This window comes from Komagataeibacter saccharivorans (assembly GCF_004348195.1).
Classification (GTDB): domain Bacteria; phylum Pseudomonadota; class Alphaproteobacteria; order Acetobacterales; family Acetobacteraceae; genus Komagataeibacter; species Komagataeibacter saccharivorans.
Genome location: NZ_CP036404.1, coordinates 1,600,315 through 1,615,747 on the forward strand (window position 1 = coordinate 1,600,315; position 15,433 = coordinate 1,615,747).

Sequence of the window (15,433 nt, forward strand, 5' to 3'; positions counted from 1 at the left end):
CGATCCCCGCCCCAAACGACGTGAGGCAACGTGCATATACTTGTAGTCGAGGACGATCCCACCGTCCGCAATTTCGTGGCCAAGGGCCTGAAGGAAGCCGGACATCTGGTCGAACTGACCGATAACGGCAAGGATGGCCTGTTCATGGCCGTGAGCGAGAAGTTCGACCTGATCATACTCGACCGCATGCTACCCGGTGGCATTGACGGGGTGCGCCTGCTCGAGACCATCCGCGCGCAGAACAATGCCACCCCCGTCCTGCTGCTTTCGGCGCTGGCGGATGTGGATGATCGCGTGCAGGGCCTCAAGGCGGGGGGGGACGACTATGTGACCAAGCCCTTCGCCTTCAGCGAACTGCTGGCGCGGGTGGAAGCGCTGGGCCGCCGTGGCCGGACCGAAACCGCGCCGCAGACCAAGCTGGAACTGGCGGACCTTGAAATCGACCTGCTGTCGCGCACGGTGCGCCGCGCGGGGCGCAAGATCGATCTCCAGCCACGGGAATTCCGCCTGCTGGAATACCTGACCCGCCACGCGGGGCAGGTCGTGACCCGGACCATGCTGCTGGAAGGCGTGTGGGACTACCATTTCGACCCGCAGACCAATGTGATCGACGTGCATGTCTCGCGCCTGCGACAGAAAGTGGACAAGCCGTTCGACACCCCGCTGATCCATACCATCCGCAATGCCGGGTACATGCTGCGTGCGGAATAGGCGGCACAGCCGCCTGCGGTCCCGGCCGTAATGGCGGAAGGCTTCACACAGGTCCGGCCACGCCGGTCGCCATGGCGGGCGTGGCGGTCGGCCAGCCTGCGGTTCTCGCTGGCCTATGGCATGCTGTTCGCCCTGTCTTCCGTCCTGTTCATGTCCTTCATGTGGTGGGGCACGATCGGGTTTCTGGAGCGTCAGGTCGAAACCGCCATCAACGCCGATGCCCGCGCGCTGGCCGAACGCTGGGTCATGGGCGGGCTGCCCACGCTGGCGCTGACCATCGAGGACCGGCTTGAACAGAACCTTGATGACGACGCGATCTATATGGTCATCGACCCGCAGGGCAATTACCTGACGGGCAATGTCTCCGCATGGCCGGGACGCGTGCAGTATACCGACCGCTGGTACACCCTGCCCGATACGCGCGCGGGACTGCGCGGCATGGCGGAACTGCATGCCTACCGCCTGCCCGGCACGGCGCAGACCCATACGGCAGGGCAACTGGACAGTGGCTACCGCCTGCTGGTCGGTCGCGACGTGCGCTCACGCGGGGTACTGCGGCACCTGCTGACCGATTCCCTGCTATGGGCCTGGGTCATGGTCTCCCTGCTTGCGGTCAGTGGCGCGGTGCTGGTTCACGGGATTTTCCGCCGCATGGTCAAGACCGTGGCGCGCACGACCTCCGCCATCGCGCATGGCGACCTGAGCCGGCGCATGCCGCTGGTTGGCAATGGCGACGAGATGGATCAGGTCGCCGAAGCCATCAACGAAATGCTGGATCGCATCGTGCGCCTGATGGATGGCGTGCGACAGGTTTCCAATTCCATTGCCCATGACCTGCGCACCCCCATCGCGCGGGCGCGCACGCAGCTTGAGGACGCGGCCCTTCACGCCACCACGCCCGATGAACTGCGTGGCGCGATCGAACGCGCGGTCGGCAACCTGGATAACGTGACCGCCGTGTTCGAGGCCCTGTTACGCATTGCCCAGATTGAGGCCGGGGCCCGCCGCTCGGCTTTCATGACATTCGATCTGGTTCCCGTCCTGCTGGATGTGGCGGACCTGTATGAAGCGGTGGCGGAAGAGCATGAGATCGCCCTGGCGCTCGACCTGCCGGCACACCTGTCCTTCTACGGTGACCGGTCGCTGGTGCAGCAGGCCGTGGCCAACATGCTGGACAATGCCATCAAGTTTTCCCCGCCCGGCGGTACCGTCTTCCTGCGCGCCCAGATCCGCGAAATCTCGCCGGGGCGGATAACCGGGCCAACGGGTGAAGGGATGCTGGACCTGTCGGTCAGTGACGAGGGAATCGGCATGACCGAAGCCGACATGGCCCGGGCGACGGAACGCTTCTTCCGGGCGGAAAAGGCCCGCAATACCCCCGGCGCGGGACTGGGTCTGTCCATGGTCCGCGCCATCGTGCAACTGCATGGGGGGCGGATGCATCTTTCGGCCCATAATCCCGGGCTTACGGTTTCGCTCGCCCTGCCCATCGCCGCCTGTGCGCTGACATCGCGCGAAGAAGATTTTCCATCCGATGCGCACATATCAGGCATGACGCAAACGTCACCTTTCCCCCATCAGCATGACATGAACAGTAGCGTAAAGTAGCGCCATGAACATGCACCCCGCCATGACGCCCGCCATCGTCGTGATGAGCTTCTGCCTGTGCGGTGCATCACCCGCCCCGGCAGAGCCGGGTAACATGGCGCGCGTGATTACCGCACGGGACGGGGCGGACAAACCCGTCATCATCACCAGCGACACCAAGGCCTACTGCAACAGGCTGCTGAACATCATCGATGCCTACGGCCCTGCCCTGCCGCAGGATGTGGACAGCCTGCGCATGCAGGGAGAAGACATGTGCCGCATCGGGCGCATCCGCTCAGGGATCGTACGACTCCGTCGTGCGTTGGTCGAACTGAAGGAGACCACGCATTCATGATTTTCACACGCTTTCGTTCCCTTACCCGTCGCCATGCCCTTCCTGCCCTGCTGGCCGCCGCCAGCCTGTATCCGGCCGTAACGCTGGCGCAGGGCACCGGTGCGAACACCGACTCCGCCCCATCCGACGAAACACGGCTTGAACTGACCGCATCGGGTACGGTGCAGGCCCAGCCCGATCAACTGACCGCCACCTTCTTTGCCGAATCCCGGGCGGACACCGCTGCGGCGGCGCAGGCACAGGTCAATTCACTGATCGGCAAGGCCATATCCGCCGCCGCGCAGACCCCGGACCTGACGGTCAATGCCGAGTCGTATTTCGTCCAGCATGAAGATGCCGACACCCGTCAGAACCGCAGGGCGCAATGGGTCGCCCGCCAGACCATCCGGCTGACGGCGGCTGATGGCAAGACGCTGCTGCCACTGGTCGGGCAGTTGCAGGCGGAAAACCTTGCGCTGACGCGGCTTGACTGGTCGGTATCGCGCAAAAAACGGGCTGAACTGACCCGACAGGCGGAAACCCTCGCACTACAGGATATGCAGCAGCGCGCCCATGCCGCCGCCGATACCCTGAAGCTGAAGATTTCATCCCTCGCCTCCGTCTCGCTGGACGATCAGGACATGCCACGCCCGATGCCCATGATGATGGCGCGCGCCGCCAGCGCCGACATGATGGCCCCATCCGCCCCCACGGGGATGCAGGATGTTACAGCCACCGCCCGCGCGACCGTGCTGCTGACGCCATAGGGCAATACCCAGATCCCCATGCCGGGGATGGATATGAAAAAGGCCCGGAGAGTATCTCTCACGGGCCTTTATTCATTTCATGGACCGAAAACCGGGCGCTTCAGCGCGGGGCCAGCACCATGATCATCTGGCGGTTTTCAAGCTTGGGCATATGCTCAACCTTGGCCAGTTCGTCCATCTCGGCCCGAATGCGTTCGAGAACCTTCACACCCAGATCCTGATGCGCCATTTCACGGCCACGGAAACGAAGGGTCACCTTCACCTTGTCCCCTTCGCCGATAAAGGTCTTCATCGCGCGCATTTTGACCTGATAATCATTTTCATCAATGTTCGGGCGAACCTTGACTTCCTTGATTTCAATGACTTTCTGCTTCTTGCGCGCTTCGTTACGCTTCTTCTGCTGCTCGTACTTGAACTTGCCGTAGTCAAGGACCTTGGCCACGGGCGGTTCGGCGTTCGGGCTGATTTCGAGCAGGTCAAGCCCGACAGAATAAGCGCGTGCCAGTGCATCACGCGTGGACATGATGCCAAGCATCTCGCCCTCTTCGTCGATCAGACGCACCTGCGGTACGCGGATCTCTTCATTGACACGGGGGCCCTCTCGGTTCGGCGGAGTGGGCATGGGGGGTCTGGCTATGGTCAGCTCCTGTAACTGTTTCATTCGAACGGCAGGCAGGGCCATCCCGCATGCCTACGCGCCGGGGGCCGGAGCCACCGAAAACGCGCGGGCAGGGAATGACCTTGCATTATGGAAGATATGTGACGCAAAGATGCGCCCCAGATCAAGTACTGTCTTGCCCGGCAACCGTGAAAACAGCCATGCAGTCACGGCACGGGAATGCGCTTTCAGCCGCGCGCACGCCGGATATCGGGTGGCAGGGCCTCATATGCAAGGGCGGACACCGCTTCATCCAGCGGCAGCACGTCCTGCGCCTTGCCGCCAAGGCGGCGCATGGCGACGGTGTTTTCTTCCGCTTCCTTGCGCCCGACCACCAGGATGACCGGCACGCGGGCAAGGCTGTGCTCGCGGATCTTGGCGTTGATCTTCTCGTTCCGCAGATCGGCTTCAACAACCAGCCCCGCCGCGCGCAGGGTATCGGTTACATGCTGCGCGTATTCCGCCGCATCGGTCACGATCGAGGCCACGACCACCTGCACCGGAGCCAGCCATAGCGGGAAGCGACCGGCATGCTGTTCGATCAGGATGCCAAGGAACCGTTCGAAGGAACCAAGGATGGCCCGATGCAGCATGACGGGCCGGTGGCGGGCACTGTCCTCACCGACATAGGAAGCATCGAGCCGTTCGGGCAGAACGTAATCCACCTGCAATGTGCCACACTGCCAGTCACGGCCGATGGCATCGCGAAGCACGAATTCCAGTTTCGGGCCATAGAACGCGCCCTCGCCCGGATTATGTTCATAGGCGACGCCCGCCATGTCACAGGCAACCTTCAGCGCGTTTTCGGCGCGGTCCCATGTCGCGTCATCACCGGCGCGCTGTTCGGGACGGTCGGCAAACTTCACGCGGAAATGCTCGAAGCCCAGATCCTGATACACATCGGACAGCATGCGCACGAAACGGGCGGTCTCATCGGCAATCTGGTCTTCCGTGCAGAAGATGTGCGCGTCATCCTGCGTGAAGCCACGCACACGCAGGATGCCATGCAGCGCGCCCGACGGTTCGTAACGATGGCAAGCGCCAAATTCCGCCATGCGCAGCGGCAGTTCGCGATACGAACGCAGCCCGTGGCGGAATATCTGCACATGGCATGGGCAGTTCATCGGCTTCAGCGCGAGGGTCTTGTCCTCGTCTTCGACCGTAGCGATGAACATGTGCTCGCGGTATTTGTCCCAATGGCCGGATGCTTCCCACAGCCCACGGTCAACCAGTTGCGGGGTGCGCACTTCCTGATAGCCGTTACCGTTCTGGGCGCGGCGCATATAGTCCTGCAGCACCGAATACAGCCGCCAGCCCTTGGGATGCCAGAAGATCTGGCCCACGGCTTCTTCCTGAATGTGGAACAGGTCCATTTCCCGGCCAATGCGGCGATGATCGCGCCGTTCGGCTTCCTCAAGCTGATGCAGGTGGGCTTCGAGTTCCTTACGGTCACGCCACGCCGTGCCGTAAATGCGCGTCAGCATGGGATTGCGATGATCGCCGCGCCAGTAGGCGCCCGCCACCTTCATCAGCTTGAAAGCATTCCCCACGTCAGCCGTGCCACGCAGATGCGGCCCACGGCACAGGTCCAGCCATTCGCCCTGACGGTAGATGGAAATTTCCTCGTCTTCGGGCAGGTCGCGGATCAGCTCGGCCTTGAAGCGCTCGCCTTTGGCCTCGAAAAATTCGATGGCCTGATCACGCGGCCACGCTTCGCGCACGAAGGGTTCGTTCGCGGCCACGATTTCGCCCATGCGCTTTTCAATCGCGGCGAAATCTTCCGGCGTGAAGGGTTCGTTGCGGTAGAAATCGTAATAGAAGCCGTTTTCGATGGACGGGCCGATCGTGACCTGCGTGCCGGGAAACAGCGACTGCACCGCCTCGGCCAGCACATGGGCGGCGTCGTGGCGGATCATTTCCAGCGCTTCGGGGTCCTTGCGGGTGATGAAACGGACATGGGCGTCATGATCGACCGCGCGGCCGATATCCATGAGCTTACCGTCCACTTCCATGGCAAGGGCGGCGCGCGCAAGGCCCGCACCAATGGACTGCGCCACGGTAGTGCCCGTCACTGCCCCGTCAAAGCGGCGAACGGATCCGTCAGGCAGGGTTATGGCAGGCATGGTTTCATTGCTCCGGTATGAAGATATTCCGCTGTAATGGCGTCAGGCGAGCGTCGCCGCAACCCTGTCCACGCGCACAGTGGCCAGATCGCGCACATAAATCACCTTTACCTGCCCCGGATACTGCCCCACCGGGGCGGTCAGCGCCGGATTGCTGTCTGCCGAAAACAGCACGGTGGCGGGCACGCCCAGCGCTGCGGCCATGTGCATCGGCCCGGTATCATTGCCCACGGCACAGGCCGCCCGCGCCAGCACCCCACCCAGTTCCAGCAGGCTGGTCCGGCCCGTCAGGTCCAGCACCGGAGGACATGCGCGGCGGATAATGGTGGCAAGCGGCGTTTCCGCCTTACTGCCGACAACAACGGGCAGCAGCCCTTTCGCGTGCAAATGTGTGGCAAGGGCCGCGTACCGCTCCACCGGCCAGCGCTTGGCAGGACGATGGGCGGCGGCGCCCGGCACCAGCACGGCGTACGGCCCCGGCAGAACAGGACCACCCCGCGCCAGCCATGACAGGTCGGGCACCGGCAGGCTGTCGAGTCCCGCATGACGCAACTGGTCACGCTGACGGGTACGGGTATGCATGAAGCGACGTTGCGGGCTGTCATGCACCGCCACTGCGCCCCGCCCGATTCCCGACCACGCCTTCATGCCCGACAGGCGGAAATAGCGCGTGCTGCGTCCCGATGTCTGCAGATCGTAGATGAAATCATAGGAACGCAGCATCCGCCGCAGGGCCATGACCGCGCGCAGGTCATGCCAAGGCGGACGGCTGTCCGTCAGCACATGGTCGAACCATGGCGCGTGCTGCCCCAGTTCGGCAAAGGCGGGCTGGGTCAGCAGATCAACCCGGTCATGCACATGATGGGCGCGAATGGCGGCGAAAGGCGCGAAGGACTGGACAAAATCGCCCAGCGCACCCAGCCGGATCACCAGAATGCGGGCCATGGGATCAGGGGGCCTCGGGGTCTGTTTCCAGCAGGGACAGGTCCTGACGCGCCAGATCGGCCTCATCCGAATCCGGGGCCACCGCAACCACGTCCTGCCAGTCGGCGCGGGCGGCTTCCATCAGTCCCTGCCGCTGGTACAGGATACCGCGTTCAAGCAGGGCCGCGCCATTATCGGGCATATCCTTCAGCGCTGCATTGATATCGGCCATACCCTTATCGATGCGCCCCATCTGGCGCCATGCGGCGGCGCGCGCCACCAATGCCTCATCACGTTCCATCTGACTGCCCGGCAGCGGCGTAAGCGTCTCGACCGCCCGCGCGGGCTGGCCCAGTTCCACCGCAACGCGCGCATAAACCAGTTTCAGCGCCGCATCATCGGGCCTGAGCGTCAGGCCATAGGCAGCACTGTCCAGTGCCTGACGGGGACTGTCATCCGCCTGCCATGCCCGCGCCGCCTGTTCAGCCAGACCCGCGCGGCGCGACAGGGCGAGCGCTGTATCCGCCGGAGCCTGCGTTCCGGCCTGCCGGGGGGATGACCAGTCGGTTACATGGGCCAGATGGTCCAGCATTGTCGCGGCGGTCGCCACGTCGCCCAGTTCCATCTGCGCCATGGCATCACACTGTTCAGCCTCCAGCCCGCCACCGTGGCTCTGCCAGTCCTCCGCATAATCGCGTGCGCCATCGGGGTCATCGGACAGGGTGGCGGTACAGCGCCGGAAGCTCCACTCCCCACCCGTTGATGCAGCCACGGGTTCGGACGGTGCGGGGGCGGCTGGAGCCGCCTGCGCCCATGCGCGCCCGCAGATCACGACAGCCAGCAGCATACATATCCCCGCCACGGCCATGGCCGCCACCCACACTACCCCAGGGCTGCGGTCGGGCCGCAAGGGAAGCCGGGCATGGAAAACAGCGCGCCCGACAGGGCGCAATCCCTGCATGGCGAAACGGGGAACAGGCAGGCAGGCAGAAAGTCTCATTACCCCCATTCGTCGGACCGCAGGGCATGAAGGTCAAGGACAAAACCCCCATTCGCCAGCAGACCGTGCAGTTCCGTTACGTTCATGATAGGGTGGAGTGTGATGCAAACCGTTACCGACCGCCCCGTTATCCTGCAGGCCCTGCCAGCACTCGAATCCGGCGGCATTGAACAGGGCACGCTGGAAATGGCGCAGGCCATCGTGCAGGCCGGGGGCACGGCCCTCGTCGCCAGTGCCGGTGGGCGTCTTGTACCGCGCCTGAAATATATCGGCGCCATCCCCATTGAAATGGAACTTGGCGCCAAAAACCCGCTTGCCATCATGCGCAATGCCCGCAGGCTGCGCCATGTCATACAGCATTACGGCGTAAGACTGGTCCATGCCCGTTCGCGCGCGCCTGCATGGGCGTCCTATCTGGCATGTCGGCGGCTTGATGTCCCTTTCGTCACCACATGGCATGGCGTGCATGCCGCCAATCTGCCGGGCAAGAAGCGGTATAACAGCGTGCTGGCCTCCGGCACGCGGGTCATTGCCATAAGCCGCTATATCGCGAACCGCCTGCATGATGAATACGGGGTTGGCAGCGACCGCCTGCGCCTGATCCCACGCGGCGCGGACATGGTGCGCTTCGACCCCCACGGCGTGCGGGGCAACCGCGTGCAGCCCCTGATCGAACAGTGGAACATCCCCGATGGAGCCACCGTCATCATGCTGCCTGCGCGGGTTACGGCGTGGAAAGGCCATGCCCTGCTGCTCGAAGCACTGGCGCGGCTGCAACGCACGGAACCGTCCATCGGGGAATGGGTATGCGTTTTCGTGGGTGAAGCGAACGAGAAGCAGGGAACAGAGCTTGTAAACCTCGCCCGGCAGCGCGGCATTGACGGGCATCTGCGCTTTGCCGGTCACTGTTCCGACATGCCCGCCGCCATGATGCTGGCGGACATGGTTATCGTCCCTTCCCTACGGCCCGAGCCGTTCGGCCGCGTGGTGGTGGAAGCACAGGCCATGGGCTGCCCCGTCATCGTGGCGGGACACGGCGCGGCACTGGAAACGGTGGAGGATGGGGTAACCGGCTTCATCTTCCCCCCCGGTGACGTGGAGGCGCTGGCCGGATGCATCCACCGCGTCATGACCCTCTCAGCGGAGGAGCGGGCAAATCTGGCATGGCATGCGCGCGAAAATGTGGTCACGCATTATTCGACACAGGCGATGCAGTACGCGACGCTGACGGTCTATGATGAATTGCTGCACACGCATCTGGCGGACAGTTTCTACCATGGCCTGACCACCGGGGAGGAAGATGGGCAGGGCCCGCACCCCGCGCAGGCCAGCCTGTGACGCATGACAATTATGCCATGGCTGGAAAAGGGTTTCCTTGATCTGGCTCATGGTGGCCCGGAAAGCCGCGCGGAGCGTCCAGCATTAAGCATGGGCCTTATGCAAGGCATGGTTTACAGTCGACAACATCGCCGAAATTCTTCACCCATTGCGCAGCTATATCCGTGGCATACGGGCGTGACCCGCCGGCCACCATTCCAACGTGAACACTTTCGGGACTGCACCACATGAACCAGATTTCCCCCGCCATGGCTGACACCGCATCCGCGACCCCGCAGCCCGACCTGCGCAGGGTCAATGCCAATCCGGATTTCTGGTATCCGGTCGCGTGGTCATCCGATGTGCCCAAGGGCAAAACGGTAGGCGTATCCTATGCCGGTACGCCGATCGCCCTGGTCCGGCCCGAGGAAGGTGGCGTCTTCGCGCTGTATGACCGCTGCCCCCACCGGCAGGTGCCGCTGAGCAAGGGGCTGGTGAAGGGGCAGACCGTGCGCTGCTGCTACCATGGCTGGGCATTCGGCCGTTCGGGCCGCTGCATCGACGTGCCTTATCTGGGCAAGGGCAAGCTGCCCAACGGCGTGCGTACTTTCCCCGTGCGCGAGGCGGGCGGCCTGATCTTCATTTTCCCCGGTGACCCGGAAAAGGCTGATACCGTCCCCTTCCCCAAACTGGCCCAGACGGACAACCCCGCCTACAAGACCAAGCATTTCAGCCCGCGCGTGAACTGCCACTACACCTTCATGCACGAAAACCTGATGGACATGAACCATCAGTTCCTGCACCGCCGCCAGATGGGGCAGATCAAGGCCCGCTTCCTCGGTCAGGACCGTGGCGAGGACTTTATCGAAGCCCGCTACAGCTTCATGCGCAGCGCGGGGCAGCAGCCGCTGGCCGAACGGCTGATCTTTGGCAAGCACAAGGATCTTCAGGGCAAGGAACAGCCCATTGAGGAAGTCGTGACCATCCGTACGGAATATCCGTACCAGACCCTGCGCATCGTCGATAAGGACGGTGACCTGATCATGGACCTGTGGGTTGCCTACGTCCCGCAGGACAAGGACCAGCGCGAGACCCTTTCCTTCGGCCTGCTTTCGGTCCTGCGCCCGCAGACGCCGCTGCTGATCGATGTGATCTGGCCCGCCCTTGGCTGGTTCACCAACCGCATCTTCCTTGAGGACAAGGAAATTGTGGAAATGGAACAGGCGGCATGGGACGAAGTCGGCCACGACCGCAATGTCGAAATCTTTCCCGTCGTGCGCGCGCTGCGTGAACTGCTGATCCGCTGCGGCTGTCCGCAGGACGTGAAGCAGCAGACCGCAGCCACGCAGCCTGAAGCCGAAACCACGGCCTGACCCCCATCCCGCCCCGGCTACCGGGGCGGGCAACACCTTGTGCCGACGAAACGCGACCATGACCGAACGGACCGATTCCCCCACCCTGACCGACAGGGCCGCCGCCGCGCGCCGCGAACGCCTTGAACGCGAGGCCGAAGCCCTGCGCGCCAACCTGCGCCGCCGCAAGCAGCAGAGCCGTGCGCGCAGCACCCCGGCCCCGGATACGGACAAAAGCGATGGGCGCGACATATCCTGCAATGAAAGGTGATTGCCAGTTGCGGTTGGGCGGTCACTTCGCTAGTGGTCGCGCAGCGGCTGGCGGCAGTTCCGTCCGCACGCACCAGATGCCGAAGGAAGGGACACCATGCCAATAATGCCTGATACGTGGATTCGCCGCATGGCCACGGACCATGGCATGATCGAACCCTTCGTGGAGAAGCAGAACCGTAGCGGGGTCATCTCGTTCGGTCTGTCCTCCTACGGGTATGACGCGCGTGTCGCCAATGAATTCAAGATATTTACGGACGTGGACAACGCGGTCGTCGATCCCAAGAATTTCAGCGACACCAGCTTTGTCACCCGCCATGGGGACTGCTGCACCATTCCGCCCCACAGCTTCGTGCTGGCGCATACGGTCGAATATTTCCGCATACCGCGCGACACGCTGGTGGTCTGCCTTGGCAAATCCACCTATGCGCGGTGCGGCATCATCGTAAACGTGACCCCGCTGGAACCCGAATGGGAAGGCCAGGTCACGATCGAAATCAGCAACACAACGCCACTTCCCGCGCGCATCTATGCCAATGAGGGGATCTGCCAGTTCCTGTTCTTCCAGGGCGCTTCCCCCTGCGAGGTCAGCTACGCCGACCGCAAGGGCAAGTACATGGGGCAGGTTGGCGTCGCCCCGCCACGCATGTAAGGGCAGGAACCACACCGCATGGACCGTTTCATCATTCACGGCGGGCATCCGCTGCGTGGCGACATCATTATCGGCGGGGCCAAGAATTCGGCCCTGAAGCTGCTTGTCGCCGGCCTGCTCACGTCCGAACGGCTCGTGCTGGACAATGTCCCCCGCATTGCCGACATCCGTACCATGCGTCGCCTGCTGGAACAGCACGGCCTGACGGTGGAAGACGTAAGCGGCGACGGCGGCACGCTGTCCGTTGGCGGGACCATCACCAACACCGAAGCGCCCTATGACATCGTATCCAAGATGCGGGCATCGATTCTGGTGCTGGGGCCACTTCTGGCACGCTGCGGGGTGGCGCGCGTATCGCTGCCCGGCGGCTGCGCCATCGGCACGCGCCCGGTTGACCTGCACCTCAAGGCGCTGGAAACGCTGGGGGCGAAGATCACACTTGAAAACGGCTATATCCATGCCGAAGCGCCGCACGGGCTGAAGGGGGAGCGGGTCATCCTGCCTTTCGCCTCGGTCGGGGCGACGGAAAACCTGCTTATGGCCGCCTGTCTGGCCAAAGGCCGGACCGAGATCGTCAATGCGGCGCGTGAACCCGAAATCGGTGATCTGGTGGGCTGCCTCAACGCCATGGGGGCGCGCATCACCGATGCCGGTGGCGGCAAGCTGGTCATTGACGGGGTGGAGGCGCTGCATGGCGCGCGCTACCGGGTCATGCCCGACCGGATCGAATGCGGCACCTATGCCTGCGCTGCCGCGATTACCGGCGGGGAACTGCGGCTGGTGGGCGGCCAGATCGAACATCTGGGCGCGGTCGTGCGCGCGCTGGAGGAAGCGGGCGTTGAAATGACGCAGGAAGACGGTGCGATCCGTGTCCAGCGCACCGGCGCGCTGCGTGGCGTCGATATCATGACCGAACCCTATCCCGGCTTCCCCACCGACATGCAGGCCCAGTTCATGGCGCTGCTGTCGGTCGCCGAAGGGGCGTCAATGGTGACGGAGACCATTTTCGAAAACCGCTTCATGCATGTGCCCGAACTCAACCGCATGGGCGCGCGCATCAATGTCCATGGATCTTCCGCCATCATTCGCGGCGTACATGCTCTGTCCGGCGCGCCGGTCATGGCGACCGACCTGCGGGCGTCGTTTTCACTGATTCTGGCGGGGCTTGCAGCCCATGGCGAGACGATCCTGAGCCGTGTCTATCATCTGGACCGCGGTTACGAGGCCGTGGAACGCAAGCTCGCACAGTGCGGCGCGCATATCGAACGCGTGTCGGGCTAGCACACCAGACCGGAGAAAAGCGCCCTTCCTGCATGACGGCTGAATGTGGTATGCGCGCATGTCACGAAAAGCACCCTGCACTGACAGCGGGTGCCCGCCTTCATGTCGGAGAATGCATTGACCGTCCTGTCACCGGCCCAGAACCCCGTTCCGGAAACGGATAGCCCGCTGGTACTGGCCCTGCCCAAGGGCCGTATCCTCAAAGCCGCGGCGCCGCTTCTGCATACGGCGGGCATTGTGCCCGGCCCGGATTTCAATGACGAAAAAAGCCGTCTCCTGCGCTTTGAAACCAACGATCCCGGCGTGGACGTGGTGCGGGTGCGCTCGTTCGATGTCGCAACTTTCGTCGCCTTCGGCGGTGCACAGATCGGCATATGCGGCGCCGACGTGCTGATGGAATTCGACTACCCTGAAATCTATGCCCCGCTTGATCTGGGGATCGGTGGCTGCCGTATTTCCATCGCCCAGCCGCGTGACCGCAGCGGGCAGGAAGACAATCCCAACCGCCTGTCGCAGGTACGGGTGGCGACCAAATACCCCTCCATCACGCGGCGGCATTTCGCCGCACGCGGCATAAACGCCAGCATCGTGCATCTGCACGGCGCGATGGAACTGGCCCCGGTTCTGGACCTGTCGCACCTGATTGTCGATCTGGTCGATACAGGTTCCACCCTGCGGGCCAACGGGCTGGAGGAAACCCACACCATCGCGCACATCACCAGCCGCCTGATCGTGAACCGTACGGCGCTGAAAACCCAGCCCGAACGCATTACCGCACTCATCAACCGTTTCCGCACGGCGCTGGCACCGGCGCAGACCAGGGACCAGCAGTCATGAAACGCCTTGATACGACCCGGACCGATTTCGACACCGAATTCCGTAAGCTGCTGGCCGAGCGTGACAGCGACACCGCCCGCGTCGACGGGCCGGTAACCGAAATTCTGGCAGCCGTCCGTGCCCGTGGCGATGAAGCGTTGTGTGAATTCACAAACCGTTTCGACCGCACCGACGTCACCCCCGACCGCCTGCGGATCACCCCCGATGAAATCGAGGCCGCCTGTGCTGAAGTGGCACCCGAACTGCTGGACTCGCTGGAAGTCGCGGCCAGCCGTATCGAGTCGTTCCACAAGGCCCAGATGCCCGAGGGGCTGCGTTACGTCGATCAGGCCGGTGTGACACTGGGCATGCGGTGGACGGCGCTGGATTCGGTGGGGCTTTACGTGCCCGGTGGCAAGGCAGCCTATCCTTCCTCCGTGCTGATGAACGCAATCCCGGCCCGTGTGGCGGGGGTCAAGCGCATTGCCATGTGCGTTCCCACGCCCGATGGGGCGCTTAACCCGCTGGTGCTGGCCGCTGCCCGCCGTTCCGGCGTGAGCGAGATCTATCGCGTGGGCGGCGCGCAGGCCGTGGCCGCCATGGCCTATGGCACGGCGACCATCGCCCCCGTGGACCGCGTGGTGGGACCGGGCAATGCCTATGTGGCCGAAGCGAAGCGGCAGGTATTCGGCACGGTGGGAATCGACAGCATCGCCGGCCCGTCGGAAGTGGTTGTCATAGCCGATGGCAATAACGACCCGCGCGCCATAGCACTTGATCTGCTGGCGCAGGCCGAACATGACCCCATGGCCCAGTCCATCCTGATCACGCCCGATACCGCCATGGCGGAAAAAGTGGAGCGCGCGGTAGCAACGGAACTTGAAACCCTGCCGCGTGCCGAAATTGCCCGCACCAGTTGGGACGCACATGGCGCGATCGTCATCGTACGCGATCTGGATGAAGCCGCCGATCTTGTAAACACGATCGCGCCGGAACATCTGGAACTCATGATCGACAATCCCGCACCGGTATTTGAACGCGTGCGGCACGCGGGCGCCATCTTTGTCGGGCGTTACTGCCCCGAGGCGATCGGTGATTACGTGGGTGGTCCCAACCATGTGCTGCCGACCAGCCGCACGGCGCGTTTTTCATCGGGTCTGTCGGTGTTCGATTTCATCAAGCGCACGACGTTCATCGAGGCGCAGGCCGAGTCGCTGCGCGAAATCGGTCCTGCCGCCGTCAGCCTTGCACGGGCCGAAGGGCTTGACGCACATGCGCTGAGCGTGTCCGTCAGGCTCGCCACGCTGGACGGCGCGCACAACGAAACTTGACCCGGGGCGTTTGTATCCCCACATAAACCAACCGTATTGCGCTGCGGCCCCGCAGACGGACGGCAATTCTAATGATTGAAGGACACGATGTCTAAAGAAGACATGATTGAATTCAGCGGCACGGTAACCGAACTGCTGCCCAACGCCATGTTCCGCGTCACGCTGGATAATGAGCACACCATCCTGGCCCATACCAGCGGCAAGATGCGCAAGAACCGCATCCGCGTTCTGGCCGGTGACCGCGTGAACGTGGAAATGACGCCCTATGACCTGACAAAGGGTCGCATCACCTTCCGCTTCAAGTAAGCCC

At 63.4% G+C, this 15,433-nt stretch carries 16 protein-coding genes; 12 read left to right on the forward strand and 4 right to left on the reverse strand.

From position 1 onward, the window contains the following. Nucleotides 1-30: 30 nt before the first annotated feature. Genes KSAC_RS07285 through KSAC_RS07300 form a run of 4 tightly spaced genes read left to right on the forward strand, consistent with a single transcriptional unit; the run spans nucleotide 31 to nucleotide 3,399 of the window. Nucleotides 31-711 carry a winged helix-turn-helix domain-containing protein gene (locus tag KSAC_RS07285; RefSeq protein WP_102325606.1) on the forward strand — a complete coding sequence of 227 codons (681 nt, stop codon included), beginning with the start codon at nucleotides 31-33 and terminating at the stop codon, nucleotides 709-711. Between the two features lie 30 nt (nucleotides 712-741). After that, nucleotides 742-2,319: a sensor histidine kinase gene (locus tag KSAC_RS07290; protein ID WP_102325605.1), complete on the forward strand. Its 1,578-nt coding sequence runs from the start codon at nucleotides 742-744 to the stop codon at nucleotides 2,317-2,319. A 4-nt stretch (nucleotides 2,320-2,323) separates the two neighbouring features. After that, nucleotides 2,324-2,653 carry a hypothetical protein gene (locus KSAC_RS07295; RefSeq protein ID WP_102325604.1) on the forward strand — a complete coding sequence of 110 codons (330 nt, stop codon included), beginning with the start codon at nucleotides 2,324-2,326 and terminating at the stop codon, nucleotides 2,651-2,653. Beyond that, the gene (locus tag KSAC_RS07300) at nucleotides 2,650-3,399 is read left to right on the forward strand and encodes an SIMPL domain-containing protein (RefSeq protein WP_110547783.1); all 750 of its coding nucleotides are present in this window, start codon (nucleotides 2,650-2,652) and stop codon (nucleotides 3,397-3,399) included. The genes KSAC_RS07295 and KSAC_RS07300 overlap by 4 nt, the downstream gene beginning before the upstream one ends. A 100-nt stretch (nucleotides 3,400-3,499) precedes the next feature. Here the strand turns inward: KSAC_RS07300 and infC are convergent, their stop codons facing one another. The 4 genes from infC to KSAC_RS07320 form a co-directional block, all read right to left on the reverse strand. Beyond that, complete coding sequence (infC, locus tag KSAC_RS07305) at nucleotides 3,500-4,021, reverse strand: translation initiation factor IF-3 (RefSeq protein ID WP_014105241.1); 522 nt, start codon at nucleotides 4,019-4,021, stop codon at nucleotides 3,500-3,502. Between the two features lie 224 nt (nucleotides 4,022-4,245). Further along, on the reverse strand, nucleotides 4,246-6,180 hold the full coding sequence (thrS, locus tag KSAC_RS07310; RefSeq protein ID WP_132304917.1) for a threonine--tRNA ligase: 1,935 nt from the start codon (nucleotides 6,178-6,180) through the stop codon (nucleotides 4,246-4,248). A gap of 42 nt (nucleotides 6,181-6,222) precedes the next feature. Then, complete coding sequence (locus KSAC_RS07315) at nucleotides 6,223-7,125, reverse strand: glycosyltransferase family 9 protein (RefSeq protein ID WP_132304919.1); 903 nt, start codon at nucleotides 7,123-7,125, stop codon at nucleotides 6,223-6,225. A gap of 4 nt (nucleotides 7,126-7,129) precedes the next feature. Next, nucleotides 7,130-8,104 carry a tetratricopeptide repeat protein gene (locus KSAC_RS07320; protein ID WP_132304921.1) on the reverse strand — a complete coding sequence of 325 codons (975 nt, stop codon included), beginning with the start codon at nucleotides 8,102-8,104 and terminating at the stop codon, nucleotides 7,130-7,132. Nucleotides 8,105-8,206: 102 nt separating this feature from the next. Between KSAC_RS07320 and KSAC_RS07325 the strand changes: the two genes are divergently transcribed. The 8 genes from KSAC_RS07325 to infA all read left to right on the forward strand — a co-directional run bounded on the left by KSAC_RS07325 (nucleotide 8,207) and on the right by infA (nucleotide 15,429). Continuing rightward, nucleotides 8,207-9,442, forward strand: coding sequence for a glycosyltransferase family 4 protein (locus KSAC_RS07325; protein WP_132306166.1), 1,236 nt, complete (start codon nucleotides 8,207-8,209; stop codon nucleotides 9,440-9,442). Between the two features lie 227 nt (nucleotides 9,443-9,669). Continuing rightward, the gene (locus KSAC_RS07330; protein ID WP_102325599.1) at nucleotides 9,670-10,794 is read left to right on the forward strand and encodes an aromatic ring-hydroxylating oxygenase subunit alpha; all 1,125 of its coding nucleotides are present in this window, start codon (nucleotides 9,670-9,672) and stop codon (nucleotides 10,792-10,794) included. A 58-nt stretch (nucleotides 10,795-10,852) separates the two neighbouring features. Beyond that, a complete protein-coding gene (locus tag KSAC_RS07335) occupies nucleotides 10,853-11,044 on the forward strand; it encodes a hypothetical protein (RefSeq protein WP_110547778.1) in 192 nt (63 codons plus the stop codon). Between the two features lie 96 nt (nucleotides 11,045-11,140). Beyond that, entirely contained in the window at nucleotides 11,141-11,695 is a 555-nt protein-coding gene (gene dcd, locus KSAC_RS07340) for a dCTP deaminase (RefSeq protein WP_102325597.1), read from the forward strand. Nucleotides 11,696-11,713: 18 nt separating this feature from the next. Beyond that, nucleotides 11,714-12,976, forward strand: coding sequence for a UDP-N-acetylglucosamine 1-carboxyvinyltransferase (murA, locus tag KSAC_RS07345; RefSeq protein ID WP_102325596.1), 1,263 nt, complete (start codon nucleotides 11,714-11,716; stop codon nucleotides 12,974-12,976). A gap of 102 nt (nucleotides 12,977-13,078) precedes the next feature. After that, a complete protein-coding gene (gene hisG, locus KSAC_RS07350) occupies nucleotides 13,079-13,813 on the forward strand; it encodes an ATP phosphoribosyltransferase (protein WP_102325595.1) in 735 nt (244 codons plus the stop codon). After that, entirely contained in the window at nucleotides 13,810-15,123 is a 1,314-nt protein-coding gene (hisD, locus tag KSAC_RS07355; protein ID WP_132304923.1) for a histidinol dehydrogenase, read from the forward strand. The genes hisG and hisD overlap by 4 nt, the downstream gene beginning before the upstream one ends. A gap of 87 nt (nucleotides 15,124-15,210) precedes the next feature. Next, entirely contained in the window at nucleotides 15,211-15,429 is a 219-nt protein-coding gene (gene infA, locus KSAC_RS07360) for a translation initiation factor IF-1 (RefSeq protein WP_010508114.1), read from the forward strand. Nucleotides 15,430-15,433 lie beyond the last annotated feature (4 nt).